Below are 17,633 nucleotides of genomic sequence, written 5' to 3'. Positions count from 1 at the left end.
CTGTCGTGAAGCTGGATTCGATGTACCAGGAAGTCATCCTGGACCACTACAAGCACCCGCACGGGCGTGGTCTGAGGGACGGCGACGCCGAGGTGCACCACGTGAACCCCACGTGCGGTGACGAGATCACCCTTCGTGTGAAGTACGACGGCACGAGGATCGAGGACGTCTCGTACGAGGGCCAGGGCTGCTCGATCAGCCAGGCTTCGGCCTCCGTGCTGAACGACCTTTTGGTCGGCAAGGACCTGTCGGAGGCGCAGAAGATCCAGGAGACCTTCCTGGAGCTGATGCAGTCCAAGGGCAGGATCGAGCCCGACGACGCGATGGAGGAGGTGCTGGAGGACGCGGTCGCGTTCGCCGGTGTCTCCAAGTACCCGGCCCGGGTCAAGTGCGCCCTCCTCAGCTGGATGGCGTGGAAGGACGCGACGGCCCAGGCGCTGGGCGCCGAAGCCGAAAGGAAGACGGCATGAGCGAGACCGTTGAGATGAAGCCGGCCTCGGAGGAAGAGCTCCGCGAGGCCCTGTACGACGTCGTCGACCCCGAGCTGGGCATCGATGTCGTCAACCTGGGGCTGATCTACGGCATCCACGTCGACGACGCGAACATCGCGACGATCGACATGACCCTGACCTCGGCCGCCTGTCCCCTCACGGACGTCATCGAGGACCAGGCCAAGTCCGCCACGGACGGCCTCGTCAGCGAACTCCGCATCAACTGGGTGTGGATGCCGCCGTGGGGCCCGGACAAGATCACGGACGACGGCCGGGAGCAGCTCCGGGCGTTGGGCTTCAACGTCTGACGGAGCCGGATCGTCGAGCCGAGGGGGCCGTGGCCGTGTGCCGCGGCCCCTTCCGCATGCTCAGGCCAGCCCGCCCACCAGCTTGAACGACGAGTCCTGGAGGTACTGGGAGCTGTACTCGAAGCGTTCCAGGCGGACCACGAAGTTCTTGTGGCGGAGGAAGTAGCCCGGGTAGTTGACCGACTCCAGCATTTTCGCGCCGGAGTAGGAGGAGTCGCGTGGGCAGAACGTGGCGTCCTGCTTGAAGAGGGACGAGCCGTCGTTGCGGTTGGCCCTCAGGACGAAGTTGCGGTGGCGGAGGTACGTGCCGTCGTGGGTGGTGAAGGAGTAACAGGAGCTGTTCGCCAGGCCCTTGACCAACTTGAAGGTGGAGTCCTCGCGGGATTCCGAGCCGCGGACCGGGTCCAGGCCCACATAGCCGTCGTCCACGTGCCAGTAGCGGCCCGGGTAGTTGACCGAGTTGACCGAGCGGTAGGTCGCCGAGGGCTTCGGCTTCGACGAACTGCCCTTGGACGCCGTCGACTTGGGCGGCTGCGGGCCGGCCGTGACCGTGGCCGTCGGCTCGGAGCCCTGCTGCCGGGGGCCTTTGGCGCTGGGGGACACCGACGACAGGCCGCTCTCGCCGCGCGGGGCAGTGGTCGTCGCGGGCTGGGTGGAGAAGGAGATCAGTCCTGAGCCGTCGTCCTGCTTGGGGGATGACGAGGTGTCAAGTTCGTTGTCCGTCACGGCTATCGCGGCCGCGCAGGCGACCACGGTGGTCACCGCCAGCGCCCCGGCCAGATAGAGCCGCCTGGTTCCGGGCGTGCGGGAGGTGTCCAGGGTCCAGCCGTTCTCCCAGGGGCGGTCCTGAGGCGGCCGGGACTTGTCTTCGGGCATGCGCTGTTCCTCCGGCGGCGCGGCGCGTGCGGCAGCCGCGGCTGTGGTGGCGCGGTATGTGAATGGTGAAACACTGTGGTTCCGGGGGGAACACTAGTGGTTACAGGGGGTTGTGAGCAGCCTTTTGAAGCGGCCCGATTCCACATTCCTTTCTCAGGGCGCTCCCAGCCCCGCCTCATCGGGCGACGGCAGCGTGGGAGCGTGGTTACCTCTGCACCCGCTTCTCCTGTACGGCCCGTTTTCGTCCTCGGCTGCCCCCGCTCCGGGACCACGCTGCTTCAGCTCATGCTGCACGCGCACCCGAGAATCGCCCTGCCCCCGGAGACCAGGTTCGTGCTGCCCGCCTACGAGGACCGGCTCCGCTTCGGCGACCTCAGGGACGCCGGCAACCGGGCCGGCCTCGCCGCCTGGATCACCGGCCGCAAGGAGACCCGGTTCCATGAGCTGGGCCTGGACGCGGACACCGTAGCCAGGCGCATCGAGGTCGGCCCGCCCACGCTCGGCTCGGCACTGGGGATCACGCTGAGGTCGTACGCCGAACACCACGGCAAGGTCCGCTGGGGCGACAAACGGCCGGCGTACGCGCTGCACGTCGAGGAGATCCTGCGGCTCTTCCCGGACGCGCAGTTCGTGCACCTCGTCCGTGACGGGCGGGACTGTGTCGCCTCGCTGCTGGGGATGCCCTGGTGGCACCGCGGCTTCCACGAGGCCGTCGCCACCTGGGCGCAGGTCATGGACGTCACCCGGCGGTACGCCGGCCGGCTCGGCCCGGACAGCTGGCACGAGCTGCGCTTCGAGGACCTGGTGACCGACCCCGAGCCCCGACTCCGGGAGCTCTGCGCCTACTTGGGTGAGGAGTACGCCCCGGAGATGGCCGAGCCGAGTCGTCAGGCCAAGGGTGCCGTTCCGGCCCGCAAGACCTGGCACCGGCGTACCCACGGCGCCCTGGACACCTCCCGCGCGGGGAGCTGGCAGCGGCGCCTGACGCCCGATCAGATACGGCTGTGCGACGTGGTGTTGGGGGAACGGCTCGTCGGCAACGGGTACGCGCTCAGCGGGGCCGTGAAGCCCGACCCCGCCGAAGTGCTCCGTTACCGCAAGGTCGCCGCCCTGCGACGCGCCGCCCACGCCAAGCGGCGCGCTCTGGACCGACTGGCGCGGGTCCGTGAGCCGGGGCCGGTGGCGGCTGCCCGGTCGCTCACCACGTCCGAGTTCAGAGCCTGACGGATGCCGTACGTCGGCGCCGGTCCCACGGACTGTTGTGTACGCTCGTACACATGGGATACCTGCTGCTCGCCGGAGCCATCGCCGCCGAGGTCGGTGCGACCACGGCCATGAAGTACACCGAGGGCTTCAGCCGGCTCGTGCCCTCGCTGCTGACCGGGCTCGGCTACGTCCTCTCCTTCGCGCTGCTCGCCCAGACCCTGAAGACGGTGTCGGTCGGCACCGCCTACGCGATCTGGGCCGGGGTCGGCACCGCGGCCATCGCCGCCATCGGGATGTTCTTCCTCGGCGAGGGCATGACGGTCACCAAGGCCGCCGGGATCGCGCTGATCATCCTCGGGGTCGTGGTGCTGAACCTGGGCGGGGCGCACTGATGGCCCGGCGGCACGACCCCGAGCGCCGGCAGCGGATCATCGACGCGGCCATCCGGGTCGTAGGGCAGAAGGGCCTCGCGGGACTCAGCCACCGCAGCGCCGCCGCCGAGGCCGATGTGCCGCTCGGTTCGACGACGTACCACTTCAAGAGCCTCGACGAGCTGATGGTCGCCGCGCTGCGCCAGGCCGGCGAGGGCTTCGCCAAGGCGGTCGCCGCGCACGGCGCCCTGGACGACCCCGGCGGCGACCTGGCCACCGACCTGGCCCGGGTCCTCGGCGAGTGGCTCGGCGGCGACCGCACCGGAGTCGAGCTGGAGTACGAGCTCTACCTCGCCGCCCTGCGCCGCCCCGCCCTGCGCCCCGTCGCCGCCGAATGGGCCGACGACCTCGCCGAACGCCTCGCCCGCCGCACCGACCCGGTCACGGCACGGGCGCTCGTCGCGCTGGCGGACGGGATCTGTCTGCAGGTGCTGCTGACGGGGGTGCCGTACGACGAGTCCTACGCGCGGGAGGTACTGGCGCGGGTGATCCCCGCCGGTCTCGGGTGATCCTCACCGGTCTCGAGTGAGCCGCACCTGCCTCGGGTGATGTCCTGATCTCCTGGTGAAGTCCGTGAACCATCCGCGTGCGGAGAACCCCGCGGAGGCCGATGGCCGGTCGGCGCGCGAGACGTACCGGGACCTGGCCGCGCTGCCCGCCGACGCCACCGGAATGCTGAAAACGCTGCGGGGGCAAGAATGCGAACGCGGCTGCCCCCGCCCCACGAACCAGACGGTGCGCCTCATGAGGGAGTGCGGGTCGCCCACCACCCGAGACGCCCCGCGCGCGGGTTCGCATCCCACGCCCCCCGCCGGTTAGGTTGCCCTCATGACCGACACGACTGCCCCGCGCACCACCGGCGCCATCGCCGCAGGCCTCGCCACCGTCGCCGCCGACGGCACCGTTCTCGACACCTGGTTCCCCGCCCCCGAGCTGTCCGCCGAACCCGGACCGGCCGGCACCGAGCGGCTGTCCGCCGACAGGGCCGTGGAACTGCTCGGCGAAGGCGCCGCGAAGGCGATCGGCCCGGACGCCCGGCGTGGCGTCGAGGTCATCGCGGTCCGCACGGTCATCGCCTCCCTGGAGGAGAAGCCGCTCGACACGCACGACGCCTACCTGCGGCTGCACCTGCTCTCGCACTGCCTGGTCCAGCCGCACGGCCAGAGCCTGGACGGCATCTTCGGCCTCCTCCCCAACGTCGCGTGGACCTCGCTTGGCCCGGTCGCCGTCGACGACGTCGAGAAGGTACGCCTCAACGCCCGCGCCGAGGGCCTGCACCTCGCCGTGACGAGCATCGACAAGTTCCCCCGCATGACGGACTACGTGGCCCCCAAGGGCGTCCGCATCGCCGACGCCGACCGGGTCCGCCTGGGTGCGCACCTCGCCGCGGGCACCACCGTGATGCACGAGGGCTTCGTGAACTTCAACGCGGGCACCCTCGGCACCTCGATGGTCGAGGGCCGTATCTCCGCCGGTGTCGTGGTCGGCGACGGCTCGGACATCGGCGGCGGCGCCTCCACCATGGGCACCCTCTCCGGCGGCGGCAACGTCCGCATCACCATCGGCGAACGCTGCCTGATCGGTGCCGAGGCGGGCGTCGGCATCGCGCTCGGCGACGAGTGCGTGGTCGAGGCCGGTCTTTACGTCACCGCGGGCACCCGGGTCACCATGCCCGACGGCCAGATCGTCAAGGCCCGCGAGCTGAACGGCGCCTCGAACATCCTCTTCCGCCGCAACTCGGTCACCGGCACCGTCGAGGCCCGCCCGAACAACGCGGTCTGGGGCGGCCTCAACGACGTCCTGCACAGCCACAACTGAGCCGCTCCCGGCACGCACGAAGAGCACTTATGGGTTACTCGGCGTGACCGCAAGGTCGTTTCGGCGGATGAGACCAACACCGCCTCCCACAACGGCCCCCAGCGACGGGTACTCCTGGAACTGACCCGCCTCAGCAAGAGTCGCCGTAGAGGACTGAGATCCTCTACGGCGACTTTTTTCGTGGCGGTGGCATAGCGGCGGCCCACCGCACGCGTCACAAGGGTCGGAGGGGCGGCGCACCGGCGCCGCCGGGGAAGAGAAGGTGACGATGAATGCCGAAGGGCTGGAGAGTTTCCGGGACTTCGTGGACAGCAGGTCGTCCGCCCTGCTGAGGACCGCTGTGCTGCTGTGCGGGGGAGACCAGCACGCCGGTGAGGACCTGCTTCAGAACGCCCTGGTCAAGGCTGCCGGACGCTGGCAGAAGATCGACGAACCCGAGGCTTACGTACGGCAGGTCCTCTACCGCCAGCAGGTCAGCCGCTGGCGGCTGAAGTGGCCCAGGCGCGAGGTCAGTGTCGCCGAGCCGCCCGAACCGTCGGGCACCGGCGAGCCCCGCGCCGACACGGCCGCCGCGGCCGAACTGCGCCTCGTGATGCGCCAGGCCCTGTCCCGGCTCACCGCCCGTCAGCGCACCGTGCTGGTGCTGCGCTACTTCGAGGACCTGCCCGAAGCCGACGTCGCCCGGCTGCTGAACTGCTCGGTGGGCACCGTACGGTCCACCACCCACCGCTCGCTGGCCCGGCTGCGTTCGCTGGCGCCCGAACTGTCCGCTCTCGGGCCGGCCGACGCCGAGCGGCTCGAATCCCGTGACTACTCGCCCGTGGAGGTGCGTCCGTGAACGTCGACGACATCGTGCGCGACGCCCTGCGCGAGCAGGCCGCCGAACAGCCGCCGGTGGCAGTGGGGTTCGCCGACCGGGTGCTGGCCGTCCGGCGGCGGCGTCGGACGGCCAGGACGGCGGTCGTCGCCGTGGTCGCCGTGGTCGCGGTCGCCGTCGGGGTGGGCGTACCGCTGCTGGACTCCGGCAAGGAGGACGTAAGGCCCTCCGGCGGGATCGTGACCCCGAAGAAGGTCGAGTCCCACCCCGACCAGTCGCCGCCGCGCGACAGGATCTCCGTCGGGGGCACGACCATGGCCGGGTACTTCATCCCGGAGACGGTGAAGAAGAGCGCGGACACCGCCGTCTACGAGCGCACCTACCACCTGCTGAACCCGAAGACCGGCAAGTACGCCAAGGCCGCGGACTGGTCCTTGGTCGCCGTCGCCCCCGGCGGGAAGACCGCCGCCGTCCTCGAACGGGACCTGCCCGCCTCGCGGATCGGCCTGCTCGACCTGACCACCGGCAAGGTCGAGCGCTGGATCCAGGTCGACCACACTGTCGGCGGCCTCAGCTTCTCCCGCGACGGCCGCAAGCTGGTCGCGACGACGTACAGCGAGAACCCCGACCGGCAGATCAAGGTGGAGGGCAACGTCGAATGGGGCCAGCCGTGGACGTCGAGCCGCACCGGCTTCTTTGTCCTCGACGTGGCCTCCGGGGACGGCGCCTGGACCGAGATCAAGATCGAGAGTGATCCCGGCAACCCCCTGAGCACCTTCATGAACAGCCGCCAGGACTTCGCCCTCGCGGACGACGGCCGGCATGTCTGGGAGGGCAGCCCCATGGAGCCCGGCTACGTGTTCTACGACCTCACGGGCAAGAAGGTGCCCGTGCCGGCGGGTGACAAGTACCTGTCGTGGTCCGTCGACGCGGGCAAGTCGCCCGACGGCAGGCTCGTCGCCGGGGACTTCGCGGGCAAGAAGTGGAAGACGTCCTCGTACGTCGTCGACGCCCAGACCGGTGCCAGGACCGAGGTGCGCGGGCAGCAGCTGCTCGCCTGGGTGGGCAACGAGCGGCTCATCGCCTGGGACATCGGCAAGAACGACAAGAACGAGTTCCATCAGCGGCTCGTGCTGATCACCATCGGCAGCGACAAGGAAGTCCCCCTCAGCGGCTTCCGGGAGGGCAACGACGGGGACGCCGGACGCTGGGAGCCGCTCTTCGCCCAGCCCTGATCAGAGCGGTCATGCCTTGATCAGACGGCCACCAGCCGTTCGTACTCCGCCAGCAGCCCGTCGGCCGTCTCCCGGTCGGCGGGCCGCAGCGGGGAGCGGACCGGGCCCGCGGGCAGACCGAGCGCGTTGAGGAGGGACTTGGCAGTGACCGTGCCGGGCAGACCCGCCGACATCATCGCCTCGATCAGGCCCGTGGCCCGTTGTTGGAGGCGGGCGGCCACGGGGGTGTCGCCCGCCTCGAACGCGTCCAGTACGGCCCTCATACGGGACGGGACCACGTTGGCGACCGTACTGACGTAGCCCGTCCCGCCCACCGCGTACAGCGCGAGATTGTGCTCGTCGCAGCCCGCGTAGTACGCCAACTCCGTGCGGGAGAGCACCTTCTGGGCGCCGAGGAAGTCGTAGGAACAGTCCTTCACCGCGACGATCCGGGGGTGCTCGGCGAGCCGGATCGCGGTCTCCGGCTCGATGCGGGTGCCGGTGCGGCCCGGGATGTCGTACAGCATGACGGGCAGCCCCGACGCGTCCGCGATCTCCCAGAAGTGCGCCTCCAACGCGTCCTGCGGCGGCCTGCTGTAGTACGGGCTGACCACCAACACCCCGTCCGCGCCCGCCTTTTCGGCCGCCAGGGCCAGTTCGACGGTGTGCCGGGTGTCGAAGGTGCCCACCCCCGCCACGACCGATGCTCGCTCGCCCACCGCCTCCCGCACCGCCATCACGAGGGCCGCCTTCTCCGCGTCCGTCGTGGTCGGCGACTCACCCGTCGTACCGGAGAGGACGAGACCGTCACAGCCCTCCGTCACCAGGTGGTCGGCGAGCACCTGCGCGCCGTCGAGATCGAGGGCGCCGGCCCCGTCGAAGGGCGTGATCATGGCGCAGAGGGCGCGGCCGAAGGTCGGGGCGGTTGTCGTCATACGCGTAGTCTCGGCCGGACGACCGTGAAGCTCCACTTAATTCTCCTACGATGTATCGATAAGGGATGCTGCGAAAAGGCCCTATGTCCAAACCGGGCCCGCATGAGCCACCATGGCCAGGACGGTGCACGACCCCTGGTCCTGGAGGCGTCATGAAGCTCGGCAAGGCACTCGCCACCGGAGTCGCGGAAGAGCGGCCGGAGATCCACGAGGAGGAGCTCGAACTCCCCGAGGAGATCAAGGAACTGAAGGCCCCCGAAGAGGTCCCGGCGGCCCGATGAGACTGCGGCTTCCGGAGGAACGCCCGACGGAGCCGCCGACCGGATACAAGATCGCCCACCCGGTGCTGTCCCAGGACGGCACCCGGGCCGGGTTCACCGGTGTGTCGCTCGGCGGCGCGCTGCCGTACGGCGTCCTGGCCGACGCGTCCTGCGTCTACGGCCTGCGGCACCGGGCTCCGAACCGCCGCTGCGACTGCGGCTTCCACTGCGTGCACGACCGTACGACGGCCGAGGCACTGCTGTGCACCGCCGAGCACCGCACGGCCGTCCTCCTCGACGTCCTGGTCCTCGGCCGCTACCTCCGCTTCGAACGCGGCTTCCGCTACGCCCGTCAGCGGGTCCGTACGGCCACCGTCGGACCCTGCGCCTGCGGCACGGTCGCGGCGGCCCTCGCCGACGCCGGCTGGGGCAGGCCCGGCTGGCGGGCCCTGGCCCCCTCGTGCGCGGGCTGCCTGCGCGGGCGTACGGCCGTCTCGCTCGCCGGGTTCGCACGGTTGGCCGGGGACGGGCTGCGGGTGGTGGCCGGGGCCGGGCGCGCCGATGTGCCCCTTGATCTGCCCGAGGGGGTGGGCGTACCCGAACTCGCCGCCGAGGCCGCCCTGTTGCAGGCCCGGCTCGACTGGTTCCAGAGCCAGCTGGCCCGGCTCGGGGAGCCCGGCCCGGACGGCGGCCCGCAGGGGTAGTGCAGGCCGGGCCGGGTACCCGGGTGTTCCGACCGAGAGGAGGCGGAGCACCGTGACCGGAACCACGGCCCCCAGGCCGGCGCACGACGAACACCACTCGGTGGGCGAACTCGTCGGACAGGCCACCGAGCAGCTCTCCCGGCTGGTCCGGCAGGAAGTCGCCCTCGCGAAGGAGGAGCTGACCGCGAAAGGAAGGCGTGCCGGGCGGGGCGGCGGGCTGCTCGGCGCCGCGGGCGCCTTCGCCTACGCCGGGCTGCTCGCCCTGGCCGGAACGGCCGCTGCCGCCCTCTCGCTGGTGCTGTCGGTCTGGGCATCGGCGCTGATCGTGACGGCTGTGCTGTTCGTGATCGCGGGGCTGCTCGCCGTGACCGGCCGGGCCCAGCTGCGCCGGGCCGCACCCCCCACGCCCGAGGAGGCGCTCGGCAGCGTCAAGGCCGACGTCGAGGAGATCAGGGAAAGGGCGCACCGATGACCGACAGGACAGGCAGTGAGCCCCCCGCGACGGGGGTCAAGGGGCCCGAGGAGCTGCGGCGGGAGATCGAGCGAACCCGCAGCGAACTCGGCGACACGGTGGAGGAGTTGGCAGGAAAGATGGATGTGAAGGGCCGCGCGCGGGCCAGGGCGGCGGATCTCAGGGACAAGGCGGGCGCGATGACCGTGCAGCTGCGCAGCACTGCCGCGCAGGCCGGTCACACCGTGCACGACCGGGCCACCCAGGCCGGTCACACCGTGCACGACCGGGCCACCCAGGCCGGTCACACCGTGCACGACCGGGCCACCCAGGCCGGTCACAAGGTCCATGACACGGCGACGAGGACGGGCCACCGGGTCCACGACCGGACGCTGCAAGCGGGACATACCACCCAGGACAAGGTGACACAGACCCAGAGCGCGCTGGAGCGGAAGACGGAGCGCAATGTGCCCATGCCCGCCCGGCCCCTGGTCATGGCGGCGGTACGGCATCCGCGGCCGGTGCTGATCATCGGCGCGGCGGTGGCGGCGGTCGTCGTGGTGTCGTGGCGGTATCCGAAGAAGTAGCAGACCGCTCTACGGCGTGGGCGGCACCCGGTGCACGGGTGCCGCCCACCGCCTTGCGCACGGCGGGGTGGCCTACCCGCTCTGCGTGCCACGCTTCGCCCTGAGCTTCGCGGGCCACTTCCGGGTGTCCCGCGGCTCCACGTACGGCTCCTCCGTCGGGGCGGTGTCCCCCGAGGTGATCGCCCGCTCCCGGGCCAGCTCCGCGTCGAACTCCAGGCCCAGCAGGATCGCCAGATTGGTCAGCCAGAGCCACACCAGGAAGACGATGGCACCGGCGAGGGTGCCGTATGTCTTGTTGTAGGAGCCGAAGTTGGCGGCGTAGAGCGCGAAGCCCGCGGAGGCGGCCAGCCAGATCAGGGTGGCGAGGACGCTGCCGGGGGAGATCCAACGGAAGCCGCCGGCCCGGACGTTGGGCGCGGCCCAGTACAGCAGGGCGATCATCAGGACGACCAGGAGCAGCAGCACCGGCCACTTGGCGATGCCCCAGACCGCGATCGCCGCGCCACCGAACCCCACCGCCCGGCCCGCCCGCTCGGCGAGCGGACCCGTGAACACCACGATCAGCGCGCTCGCCGCCAGCATCAGCATCAACGTCACGGTCAGCGCCAGCCGCAGCGGTGTCAGCTTCCACACCGGGCGCCCCTCCGGCAGGTCGTACACCGCGTTGGACGTACGGATGAACGCGGCGACATAACCCGACGCCGACCACAGCGCGGCGAGCAGTCCGAGGATCGCCAGGACACTGCCCGTACCGCCGCTGTCGCCCAGCTGGACCACCGCGTCCCGCAGGATGTCCCGGGCCGGGCCCGGGGCGAGGTCCCCGATGTTGTCGAGGATCTTGTTCGTGGCCCGCTGTCCCACCACGCCCAGCAGGGAGACCATCACCAGCAGGGCGGGGAACAGCGACAGCACACCGTAGTACGTCAACGCCGCCGCGCGGTCGGCGAGTTCGTCGTCCAGCAGCTCCTTGAACGTGCGCCGCGCCACCGCACCCCACGACCGCTTGGGCAATTCGGAGGGGCTGTCCGGCTCGCTCTTGTCGACCTTCTCGTCCATGAGCTGGCGGGTCTCCCGAACGGGCCGGTCGAATCGGCGGCTTGACCTGAATCTTGGTCGAGGTTGCAGGGTGGTCGACATGACACGTCGTACCGAAACCCATCCCGACCTCACCGACCCCCGTGTCGGCACCTCCCTCTTCAGCCACTGGCGTGTGGGCACGCCCCTGCGACAGCGGCAGACCGTCGAGGCCATCGCCGACACCTGGCGGCGGCGGCCCTGGCCCACCGGAGATCTGCTCGGCTACCACGTCTACGCCGGTCACGACACCGCCACCCTGATGCACTACTCCCAGTGGACGAGCGCGCAGGCGTACGAGGCCTTCGTCAAGACCCACCGGCAGGAGCGGGTGGACGAGATCGACACCGCCGTCCCGGACATCGAGCGGCTGGGGCTCGGCCGCTATCGGCGCTACCGCAGCCGCGAGCGGGTCGCCGGGGACAGCCGGGTGCCCGGTCTGGTGGTGGCCGTACGGATCGACTTCGCGCCGGAAGCCGCCGACCGGCGTACCGACTGGGTCGACACCGTGCTGCTGGCCCTCGCCGACGATCCCGTCGGCCACCCCGGACTGATCTCCGCCAACTTCCATCTGAGCGACGACGGCACCCATGTCCTCAACTACGCCGAGTGGGAGAGCGCCGAGGCCTACGACAGGACCTTCGCGGCGCCGGGAGAGGGGATCGGCTCGCCCACCGAGCTGTGGGAGCGGGTGCGGACGTACCCCGGGTTCAAGGGGTCCACGATCGACCGCTACGACCACGTCCTCGGTCTCGTTCCGTAGGTCACCCAGCCCCGACAACTCGAATCGTCTGGACAAAAAAAGTTTTCGGTGGGACGGTGGATCCATGCTGGATGTCACCGTGATCGAGGACCCCGAGGCGGCGGCCGTCTCGCTGGACCCCATAAGGGCGAGGCTGCTGGCCGAGCTGGCGGCGGGACCCGCGTCGGCCGCCATGCTGGCCGGCCTGGTCGGGCTGCCGAGGCAGAAGGTGAACTACCACCTGAAAGCGCTGGAGCGGCACGGCCTGGTCGAGCTCGCGGGGGAGCGCCGCAAGGGCAGCGTCACCGAGCGGCTGATGCGGGCGACCGCGGCGTCGTACGTGATCTCACCGCTCGCCCTCGCCGCCGTGCAGCCCGACCCGGACCGCTTCCGCGACCAGCTCTCCGCGCGGTGGCTGCTGGCGTTGGGCGCCCGTCTGGTGCGGGACGTCGGTCAGTTGATCACCGGCGCGGCCAAGGCCCGCAAACGGCTGGCGACTTACGCGCTGGACGGCGAGGTGCGTTTCGCCTCCGCCGCCGAACGAGCCGCGTTCATCCAGGAGTTGACGGCCGGAGTCACCGCGCTGATCCGCAAGTACGACTCCCCGGACAGTGAGGGCGGCCGGGATCACCGGATCGTCGTGGCGGTCCACCCCACGCTGAAGCAGACCGAGCAGACCGAGCAGACCGAGTTGGAGTAGATCATGTCCAAGGAGTTCGAGATCGCCCGCGAGTTCGAGGTCGATGCCACCCCCGAGCAGGTCTGGGCGGCGTTCACCACCGGGACCGACGGCTATCTGTGGCCGATGGAGCCGCCGGAGCCCCGAGTCGGCGGCAAGGGGCCCTTCGGGTCCACCGTCACCGCCTGGGACCCGCCGCACCGCTACACCAACCGCGTCGAGAACGTCGACGGCATCTCCGAGCAGACCCTCAACCAGCTCGACTACACCGTCGAACCCCGCGACGAGGGCCGGCGGGCCTGGGTGCGGTACGTGCACAGCGGGATCTTCGTCGACGACTGGGACAACCAGTACGACGGCGCATCCCGGCACACCGACTTCTATCTGCACACCCTGCGCGAGTACCTGACCCACTTCGCGCCCAGGCCGGCCGCCTTCGCCACCTTCGACGGACCCGACGCCGCCAGGACCCCGGACGCCCTCGCCGTCGTAGGACAGGCGCTCGGCGTCGGGGAGGACGTGGCCGCGGGCACCCGGCTGACGGTCCACGGCCCCGACACCTTCGACGCCGTGGTCGACTTCCGCAACCCGTACTTCATCGGACTGCGCACCGACCGGGGCCTCACCCGGATCTTCGGGCGCAACCACTGGGGCCACCCGGTCGGCATCTCCCTGCACGACTTCGCCGCCGACTCCGACATCAAGGAGTGCGAGACGGAATGGCAGAACTGGCTGAACGGCGTGTTCAGCCAGTCCTGATCCCCACCGCGAAGGGCTACGGCTGGAAGCGCAGCACCTGCGGGTCGTGGTCGCTGATCTGGTCGTTGAACTCCGAGTTGATGTGCACGCTGTCGTACGCGAAGTCGCAGCTGCGCCGAATCGACGGGCTGACCAGGATCTGGTCCAGGACCTGCTGGTTGCCCTGGTAGTCGTAGGTGTAACGCTCGCTCTTCGGCAGCGACTTGATCGCCGACCAGAGCTCGCCGTCACCCTCCAGGATCTTCGCGGTGTCCGAGAACTCGAAGTCGTTGATGTCGCCGAGGGCGATCACGCCCGCGTTCTTCTGGACGGCGAGGATGTCCTTGACGAAGCCGTTCACCAGCGTCGCCTGCTGGTGGCGCTGGGTCTCCGAACTGCGCGGCACCGGCTGGGTCGCAGAGGTCAGACCGTAGTCGCCGCCCTTTGAGTTGAAGTGGTTGGCGATCACGAACACCGTGCGGCCACGGAAGACGAACTCGCCGACCAGCGGCTTGCGGCTGCTGCTCCAGGCCGTGTTCGTCGGGTCGATACGGCCAGGGGAGGCCGTCAGCGCGGCCTTGCCGTGGGTCTTCGTCACGCCGACGGCCGTCGTGGCGTCGCCGCCCGCGCGGTCCGTGAAGGAGACCCGCTCCGGGTTGAACAGGAACACCTGGCGGATGTTGCCGCCGGGCTCGCCGCCGTCGGTGTCGTTGGTCGGGTCGATCGAGCGCCAGTCGTACTTCGGGCCGCCCGCGGCCACGATCGCGTCGATCAGCTTGGTCACCGTCACGTCGGCGGCGGTCGTGCCGTCGTCGGTCGCGCCGTTGTTGTCCTGGATCTCCTCCAGGGACACGACGTCGGGCGACTTCAGGTTGTTCACGATCGCGGAGGCATGCTCCTCGAAGGTGGCGTCGGACGGGTCGAGGTTCTCGACGTTGTACGTCGCGACCGCCAGCTCGCTGCGCGACTGCTTCTGCGTCGTCTCACGCGTCAGACCGGCGCTCTCGAGCGTGCCGATCTGGTTGGCCACGAGGGTGTAGCCGCCGAACTGGTTGTAGTCCAGCGGACCGGCCGTGGTGCCGCTCAGGGTGTCGCCGACGTTCGCCACCGGGAAGTCGGCGGTCGCGCCCAGCGACTGGATCTGGAGCCGGCCGGTGTTCTGCGAGGTGTAGGAGCCGTAGAGCGTGCCGCCCCGCTTGGTGGCGTTCTCGCGCGGCTTCACCGTCACCCACAGCTCGGTGTACGGGTCGCTCGCGCCGACCACACGGGTGTCGGCGACCTGGACGTTCATGCCCTCAAGGGACTCGTAGTAGTCCAGGGCGTACTTCTTCGGCTGGAGCGTCAGACTGTTGATCGAGTTGCCCGCGGCCGAGTCGCCCGCCGGGGCGTACGCGGCCGGCACCGACCTTGCGTCGACCACCGTCGCGGCCGGGACCGCGTTGCCGCTGGAGACGACGGTGACCGTCGGCTTGGTGAGCTCGGTCAGCGACTGGTTCCCGGTGGACGTGCCGCCCGGGACGTACTCCGAGACCGTGCCGGTGACCGTGACGGCGTCACCGACGGCGACCTTCGGGGTGGAGCTGGTGAAGACGAACACGCCCTCGCTGGTGGCCGGGTCGGCATCGGGATTCGGATCCTGGATCCAGAAACCTCTTGAGGAGCCGTAGGTGCGCACACCGGTGACGATTCCGGCCACATCCGTGACCTTCTGACCGGCGTACGGGGATATCCGGGTCGCGCCCTGGATGTCATGGATGCTCACCCCGGCCGCGTGCGCGGGCGAGACGAGGACGACGGTGGAGGCCGCGGTCAGGGCGGCGACGGTGAGCGCGGCGTAACGCGCGGACTTCTTGCTCGGCAACGGGATCCCTCCGGGGACGAACGTAGGCGCCGGGACGAGGGTGAACGAGGAACAGCGGGAGCCGCGACCTGTGCGGGCGGTTGCGACGCGCGTAGAAAATACCGTGCGCAGAAATACAGTGAACAGCTGTCCGCCGGATTTCTACGCGCGTCAATCTCCTGCCTGGTCAGGCCACTTGTCAAGGTTTCAGCCATGTACGGACCCTGTCCGGGAGATGAACCGGGCGGCATGGGTGGATATCCGTCTACGCTGAGCGGCTGAGTGGCACGACGCGTCCTAGGAGAACCAGCCGATGTCAGACAGCTCCCCCCTGCCGCCGGTGCGACTGCACCCCGAAGCGGAGCTGGCGCGGGCCGCCCTGTCCACGCCGCTGCTCGCCCGGGCCGCCCGGCTCGCCCGCTGGACCGGCGAGGACACCCGGGTCGACGCCGGGGGCGGACTCGTCGACGAGCAGTTGCCCGCGGCGGCCGAGGCGCTCGGGCTGACCGGCGACGAGGCGGCGGCGTACGCGAGCGAGGCCTGGCGGATCGCCGTCGACACCGGGCTCGTCGAGATCGTCGACGAGGAGGAGGGCACCGTCGCCGCGGGCGCGGACCTGGCCCTGCTGACCGGGTCGCCGCAGGACGTGCTCGGAGTGTGGCTGACCGTGCTGGAGACGGTGCTCGCCGACGCGAGCGTGCCGGATCTGGACGATCTGGTCGACGCGATGTCCGCCGAGGGCGGTGGCGCGGAGATCGACCTCGCCTCCCTGGACTGGGACCCGCAGGCCGAACAGGAGTTCCTGGACGGGGTCCTCGGCAACCTCTATCTGCTCACGGTGAGCGAGGAAGGACCGGGTGACGGGCCCGTACCGCTGCCCGCTCTCGCCGCGTCGATGATCGTGCCCAGCGACATGGGCGAGCCCACCAACGACGTCCTGGAGCAGGTGTCCGACGCGATGATGCGGCTGGACGACCAGTTCCGGATCCTGGAGCCGGTCGGGATCGTCGAGTACCAGCCCGTCGACGAGGCGCTGATGGCGGACACCGACGAGGAACCCGCCGCGGTCGTCGACGACACCGACGTCTCCCGGTACGGCATGGTGCGGCTGACCCCGCTCGGGCTGTACGGGCTGCGGTCACGGCTGCTGGAGGCGGGGATCGCGGCGCCGGCCGTCGGCGACCTCGCCGACAAGGGGGCGGACGCGTTGCTGGACGGGACCGCCGCCTTTCCGCCCTCCGCCGCGCAGGCCGAGACCGAGCAGTGGCTGGCCCGGCGTGAACCGCTCGCGGCGGCACGGGAGTTGCTGGGGGCGGCTCGGGGGAGTGACGCGGGGGCGCCCTTGCGTCGTCTGCGGTGTCAGCAGGCCCTGTCGTTGGTCGGTGTGGTCGCCGAGCCGGCGTTGCGGGAGGTTCTCGACGACCCCGAGCTGGGTGGGCTCGCCCGGGTCTGGCTGGTCGAGCGGGCGTTCGGGGATGTACCGGCGCCCTCCGAGGACATGGTGTTCTGGCTGACCGTCGACACGATCGCCGCGCAGCTGGCCGCCGAAGGGAACTCCGAGGAGCTTCAGGGGCTGGTGGAGGGGTTGGCCCAGCAGCACGGGGGGTTCTTCGCGGCGGCGTGGAAGGTCGATCATCCGGCGACTGCGGATGTGCTGGAGGCGATGGGGCGGTTGCATCCGGACAAGCGGGTGGCCAAGGAGGCTCGGAAGGCGGCGTTCAAGGCGCGGTCGCAGCAGGGGGGTTGAGGCCGGTTCGCCGGGTGCGGGTGTGTGGGGGCTGAGCGCGCAGTTCCCCGCGCCCCTTAACGAGTTGGTGCGTGATAGCGGGTGAGGCGTCGCGTCTGGCCGGTGGCATGATCCGACTGTGGCGATCATGGTCAATCGGGCGGTGCTGGCGCATCGGCTGTTCACGGGGGTTTCTCGGCGTCATATCGCCCGCCTGGTTGAGGAGTTGGCGATTCCGTGGCAAGCCGACCTTGAGGGCCGTCGTCATGCTGCACGAGGTGGAGTCCGGAAGCGGGCCGCGGGTGCCGGCGCCCGCCATCAGCTGGTGTTCGTCGACCGGTTGGTGGCCACCCTGATCCATCTGCGGCACGACCTGCCGCACTCAGTGCTGGGCCTGCTGTTCGGCGTAGACCGCTCCACCATCACCCGCGCGATCGGAGAGATACGTCGGCTCCTGGCTGAGCGGGGATGCGCGCTCCCCGACCGCCCCGGCCTGCGTCTGCGGACGCTGCCGGATGTGTCCGCCTACGCCCAAGCCGAGGGCATCGAGCTGCGCCTGGACGCCACCGAGATCCAGGTCCGCCGGCCACCGGCCGGACGTGGTGGCCGGCGCGCGTTCGTCTCCGGCAAGAAAAAGCAGCACACGATGAAGGCCACCGTGATCGCGGACTGGCGTGGCCGCACGTTATGGACCGATGCCCTGCGACCTGGACGTATGCACGACGCCACGGCCGCC

The 17,633-nt window shown here is 70.4% G+C and carries 21 protein-coding genes; 17 read left to right on the top strand and 4 right to left on the bottom strand.

The genetic code is table 11. The features are described from left to right. The first annotated feature begins 5 nt into the window (after positions 1 to 5). Together sufU and ACI2L1_RS41850 are read left to right on the top strand one after the other, a co-directional pair. Positions 6 to 470 carry a Fe-S cluster assembly sulfur transfer protein SufU gene (gene sufU, locus ACI2L1_RS41855; protein WP_404744715.1) on the top strand — a complete coding sequence of 155 codons (465 nt, stop codon included), beginning with the start codon at positions 6 to 8 and terminating at the stop codon, positions 468 to 470. Further along, positions 467 to 799: a metal-sulfur cluster assembly factor gene (locus ACI2L1_RS41850; RefSeq protein ID WP_362665776.1), complete on the top strand. Its 333-nt coding sequence runs from the start codon at positions 467 to 469 to the stop codon at positions 797 to 799. Before sufU ends, ACI2L1_RS41850 begins: the two co-directional genes overlap by 4 nt. 60 nt (positions 800 to 859) lie before the next feature. Here the strand turns inward: ACI2L1_RS41850 and ACI2L1_RS41845 are convergent, their stop codons facing one another. Beyond that, positions 860 to 1,675 carry an AbfB domain-containing protein gene (locus tag ACI2L1_RS41845; RefSeq protein WP_404744714.1) on the bottom strand — a complete coding sequence of 272 codons (816 nt, stop codon included), beginning with the start codon at positions 1,673 to 1,675 and terminating at the stop codon, positions 860 to 862. Positions 1,676 to 1,876: 201 nt separating this feature from the next. On the opposite strand from ACI2L1_RS41845, the gene ACI2L1_RS41840 reads away from it, so the two are divergent. The 6 genes from ACI2L1_RS41840 to ACI2L1_RS41815 all read left to right on the top strand — a co-directional run bounded on the left by ACI2L1_RS41840 (position 1,877) and on the right by ACI2L1_RS41815 (position 7,182). Beyond that, on the top strand, positions 1,877 to 2,899 hold the full coding sequence (locus ACI2L1_RS41840) for a sulfotransferase family protein (protein ID WP_404744713.1): 1,023 nt from the start codon (positions 1,877 to 1,879) through the stop codon (positions 2,897 to 2,899). 53 nt (positions 2,900 to 2,952) lie between these two features. Continuing rightward, positions 2,953 to 3,273 (top strand): DMT family transporter, encoded by a 321-nt coding sequence (locus ACI2L1_RS41835; RefSeq protein WP_404744712.1) that lies wholly within the window; start codon positions 2,953 to 2,955, stop codon positions 3,271 to 3,273. Beyond that, positions 3,273 to 3,821, top strand: a complete 549-nt coding sequence (locus ACI2L1_RS41830; RefSeq protein WP_404744711.1) for a TetR/AcrR family transcriptional regulator — start codon at positions 3,273 to 3,275, stop codon at positions 3,819 to 3,821. Before ACI2L1_RS41835 ends, ACI2L1_RS41830 begins: the two co-directional genes overlap by 1 nt. A gap of 319 nt (positions 3,822 to 4,140) precedes the next feature. Then, the gene (dapD, locus tag ACI2L1_RS41825) at positions 4,141 to 5,130 is read left to right on the top strand and encodes a 2,3,4,5-tetrahydropyridine-2,6-dicarboxylate N-succinyltransferase (RefSeq protein WP_404744710.1); all 990 of its coding nucleotides are present in this window, start codon (positions 4,141 to 4,143) and stop codon (positions 5,128 to 5,130) included. 268 nt (positions 5,131 to 5,398) lie between these two features. After that, positions 5,399 to 5,968 carry a SigE family RNA polymerase sigma factor gene (locus ACI2L1_RS41820; protein ID WP_404744729.1) on the top strand — a complete coding sequence of 190 codons (570 nt, stop codon included), beginning with the start codon at positions 5,399 to 5,401 and terminating at the stop codon, positions 5,966 to 5,968. Beyond that, positions 5,965 to 7,182 carry a WD40 repeat domain-containing protein gene (locus tag ACI2L1_RS41815; RefSeq protein WP_404744709.1) on the top strand — a complete coding sequence of 406 codons (1,218 nt, stop codon included), beginning with the start codon at positions 5,965 to 5,967 and terminating at the stop codon, positions 7,180 to 7,182. Before ACI2L1_RS41820 ends, ACI2L1_RS41815 begins: the two co-directional genes overlap by 4 nt. Positions 7,183 to 7,202: 20 nt before the next feature. Here ACI2L1_RS41815 and dapA read toward each other — a convergent pair whose 3' ends face one another. After that, a complete protein-coding gene (dapA, locus tag ACI2L1_RS41810) occupies positions 7,203 to 8,096 on the bottom strand; it encodes a 4-hydroxy-tetrahydrodipicolinate synthase (protein WP_404744708.1) in 894 nt (297 codons plus the stop codon). 152 nt (positions 8,097 to 8,248) lie between these two features. Between dapA and ACI2L1_RS41805 the strand changes: the two genes are divergently transcribed. The 4 genes from ACI2L1_RS41805 to ACI2L1_RS41790 are packed head-to-tail and all read left to right on the top strand — an operon-like array spanning position 8,249 to position 10,098. Further along, on the top strand, positions 8,249 to 8,377 hold the full coding sequence (locus tag ACI2L1_RS41805) for a hypothetical protein (RefSeq protein WP_256122893.1): 129 nt from the start codon (positions 8,249 to 8,251) through the stop codon (positions 8,375 to 8,377). Next, a complete protein-coding gene (locus ACI2L1_RS41800; protein ID WP_404744707.1) occupies positions 8,374 to 9,060 on the top strand; it encodes a hypothetical protein in 687 nt (228 codons plus the stop codon). Before ACI2L1_RS41805 ends, ACI2L1_RS41800 begins: the two co-directional genes overlap by 4 nt. A 52-nt stretch (positions 9,061 to 9,112) precedes the next feature. After that, positions 9,113 to 9,532 (top strand): phage holin family protein, encoded by a 420-nt coding sequence (locus ACI2L1_RS41795; protein WP_404744706.1) that lies wholly within the window; start codon positions 9,113 to 9,115, stop codon positions 9,530 to 9,532. Further along, positions 9,529 to 10,098 carry a DUF3618 domain-containing protein gene (locus ACI2L1_RS41790; RefSeq protein WP_404744705.1) on the top strand — a complete coding sequence of 190 codons (570 nt, stop codon included), beginning with the start codon at positions 9,529 to 9,531 and terminating at the stop codon, positions 10,096 to 10,098. Before ACI2L1_RS41795 ends, ACI2L1_RS41790 begins: the two co-directional genes overlap by 4 nt. A gap of 72 nt (positions 10,099 to 10,170) precedes the next feature. Here the strand turns inward: ACI2L1_RS41790 and ACI2L1_RS41785 are convergent, their stop codons facing one another. Further along, positions 10,171 to 11,154, bottom strand: a complete 984-nt coding sequence (locus ACI2L1_RS41785) for a YihY/virulence factor BrkB family protein (protein WP_404744704.1) — start codon at positions 11,152 to 11,154, stop codon at positions 10,171 to 10,173. A gap of 79 nt (positions 11,155 to 11,233) precedes the next feature. On the opposite strand from ACI2L1_RS41785, the gene ACI2L1_RS41780 reads away from it, so the two are divergent. From ACI2L1_RS41780 to ACI2L1_RS41770, 3 genes are all read left to right on the top strand, one after another. After that, complete coding sequence (locus tag ACI2L1_RS41780) at positions 11,234 to 11,935, top strand: antibiotic biosynthesis monooxygenase (protein ID WP_404744703.1); 702 nt, start codon at positions 11,234 to 11,236, stop codon at positions 11,933 to 11,935. Positions 11,936 to 11,999: 64 nt separating this feature from the next. Next, entirely contained in the window at positions 12,000 to 12,614 is a 615-nt protein-coding gene (locus ACI2L1_RS41775; protein WP_404744702.1) for an ArsR/SmtB family transcription factor, read from the top strand. Positions 12,615 to 12,617: 3 nt separating this feature from the next. Further along, positions 12,618 to 13,352 carry an SRPBCC domain-containing protein gene (locus ACI2L1_RS41770; RefSeq protein ID WP_404744701.1) on the top strand — a complete coding sequence of 245 codons (735 nt, stop codon included), beginning with the start codon at positions 12,618 to 12,620 and terminating at the stop codon, positions 13,350 to 13,352. A 16-nt stretch (positions 13,353 to 13,368) separates the two neighbouring features. Here ACI2L1_RS41770 and ACI2L1_RS41765 read toward each other — a convergent pair whose 3' ends face one another. Beyond that, positions 13,369 to 15,192: an endonuclease/exonuclease/phosphatase family protein gene (locus tag ACI2L1_RS41765; RefSeq protein ID WP_404744700.1), complete on the bottom strand. Its 1,824-nt coding sequence runs from the start codon at positions 15,190 to 15,192 to the stop codon at positions 13,369 to 13,371. A gap of 292 nt (positions 15,193 to 15,484) precedes the next feature. On the opposite strand from ACI2L1_RS41765, the gene ACI2L1_RS41760 reads away from it, so the two are divergent. Together ACI2L1_RS41760 and ACI2L1_RS41755 are read left to right on the top strand one after the other, a co-directional pair. Beyond that, a complete protein-coding gene (locus ACI2L1_RS41760) occupies positions 15,485 to 16,918 on the top strand; it encodes a hypothetical protein (protein ID WP_404744699.1) in 1,434 nt (477 codons plus the stop codon). A gap of 127 nt (positions 16,919 to 17,045) precedes the next feature. Beyond that, positions 17,046 to 17,633, top strand: a 588-nt coding sequence (locus ACI2L1_RS41755; protein WP_404744728.1) for a transposase family protein, incomplete at its 3' end; no start/stop codon positions are given.

This window comes from Streptomyces sp. NPDC019531, from assembly GCF_044903305.1.
In the GTDB taxonomy this organism is placed as follows: domain Bacteria; phylum Actinomycetota; class Actinomycetes; order Streptomycetales; family Streptomycetaceae; genus Streptomyces.
Note: the sequence above shows the minus strand (reverse complement) of the source record. Positions and strands in the feature narration are given on the sequence as shown.

Coding starts and splice junctions, on each gene's coding strand:
- ACI2L1_RS41850 (WP_362665776.1), top strand. CDS start 467: ATGAGCGAGACCGTTGAGATGAAGCCGGCCTCGGAGGAAGAGCTCCGC.
- ACI2L1_RS41845 (WP_404744714.1), bottom strand. CDS start 1,675: ATGCCCGAAGACAAGTCCCGGCCGCCTCAGGACCGCCCCTGGGAGAAC.
- ACI2L1_RS41835 (WP_404744712.1), top strand. CDS start 2,953: ATGGGATACCTGCTGCTCGCCGGAGCCATCGCCGCCGAGGTCGGTGCG.
- ACI2L1_RS41830 (WP_404744711.1), top strand. CDS start 3,273: ATGGCCCGGCGGCACGACCCCGAGCGCCGGCAGCGGATCATCGACGCG.
- dapD (WP_404744710.1), top strand. CDS start 4,141: ATGACCGACACGACTGCCCCGCGCACCACCGGCGCCATCGCCGCAGGC.
- ACI2L1_RS41820 (WP_404744729.1), top strand. CDS start 5,399: ATGAATGCCGAAGGGCTGGAGAGTTTCCGGGACTTCGTGGACAGCAGG.
- dapA (WP_404744708.1), bottom strand. CDS start 8,096: ATGACGACAACCGCCCCGACCTTCGGCCGCGCCCTCTGCGCCATGATC.
- ACI2L1_RS41805 (WP_256122893.1), top strand. CDS start 8,249: ATGAAGCTCGGCAAGGCACTCGCCACCGGAGTCGCGGAAGAGCGGCCG.
- ACI2L1_RS41800 (WP_404744707.1), top strand. CDS start 8,374: ATGAGACTGCGGCTTCCGGAGGAACGCCCGACGGAGCCGCCGACCGGA.
- ACI2L1_RS41790 (WP_404744705.1), top strand. CDS start 9,529: ATGACCGACAGGACAGGCAGTGAGCCCCCCGCGACGGGGGTCAAGGGG.
- ACI2L1_RS41785 (WP_404744704.1), bottom strand. CDS start 11,154: ATGGACGAGAAGGTCGACAAGAGCGAGCCGGACAGCCCCTCCGAATTG.
- ACI2L1_RS41780 (WP_404744703.1), top strand. CDS start 11,234: ATGACACGTCGTACCGAAACCCATCCCGACCTCACCGACCCCCGTGTC.
- ACI2L1_RS41775 (WP_404744702.1), top strand. CDS start 12,000: ATGCTGGATGTCACCGTGATCGAGGACCCCGAGGCGGCGGCCGTCTCG.
- ACI2L1_RS41770 (WP_404744701.1), top strand. CDS start 12,618: ATGTCCAAGGAGTTCGAGATCGCCCGCGAGTTCGAGGTCGATGCCACC.
- ACI2L1_RS41760 (WP_404744699.1), top strand. CDS start 15,485: ATGTCAGACAGCTCCCCCCTGCCGCCGGTGCGACTGCACCCCGAAGCG.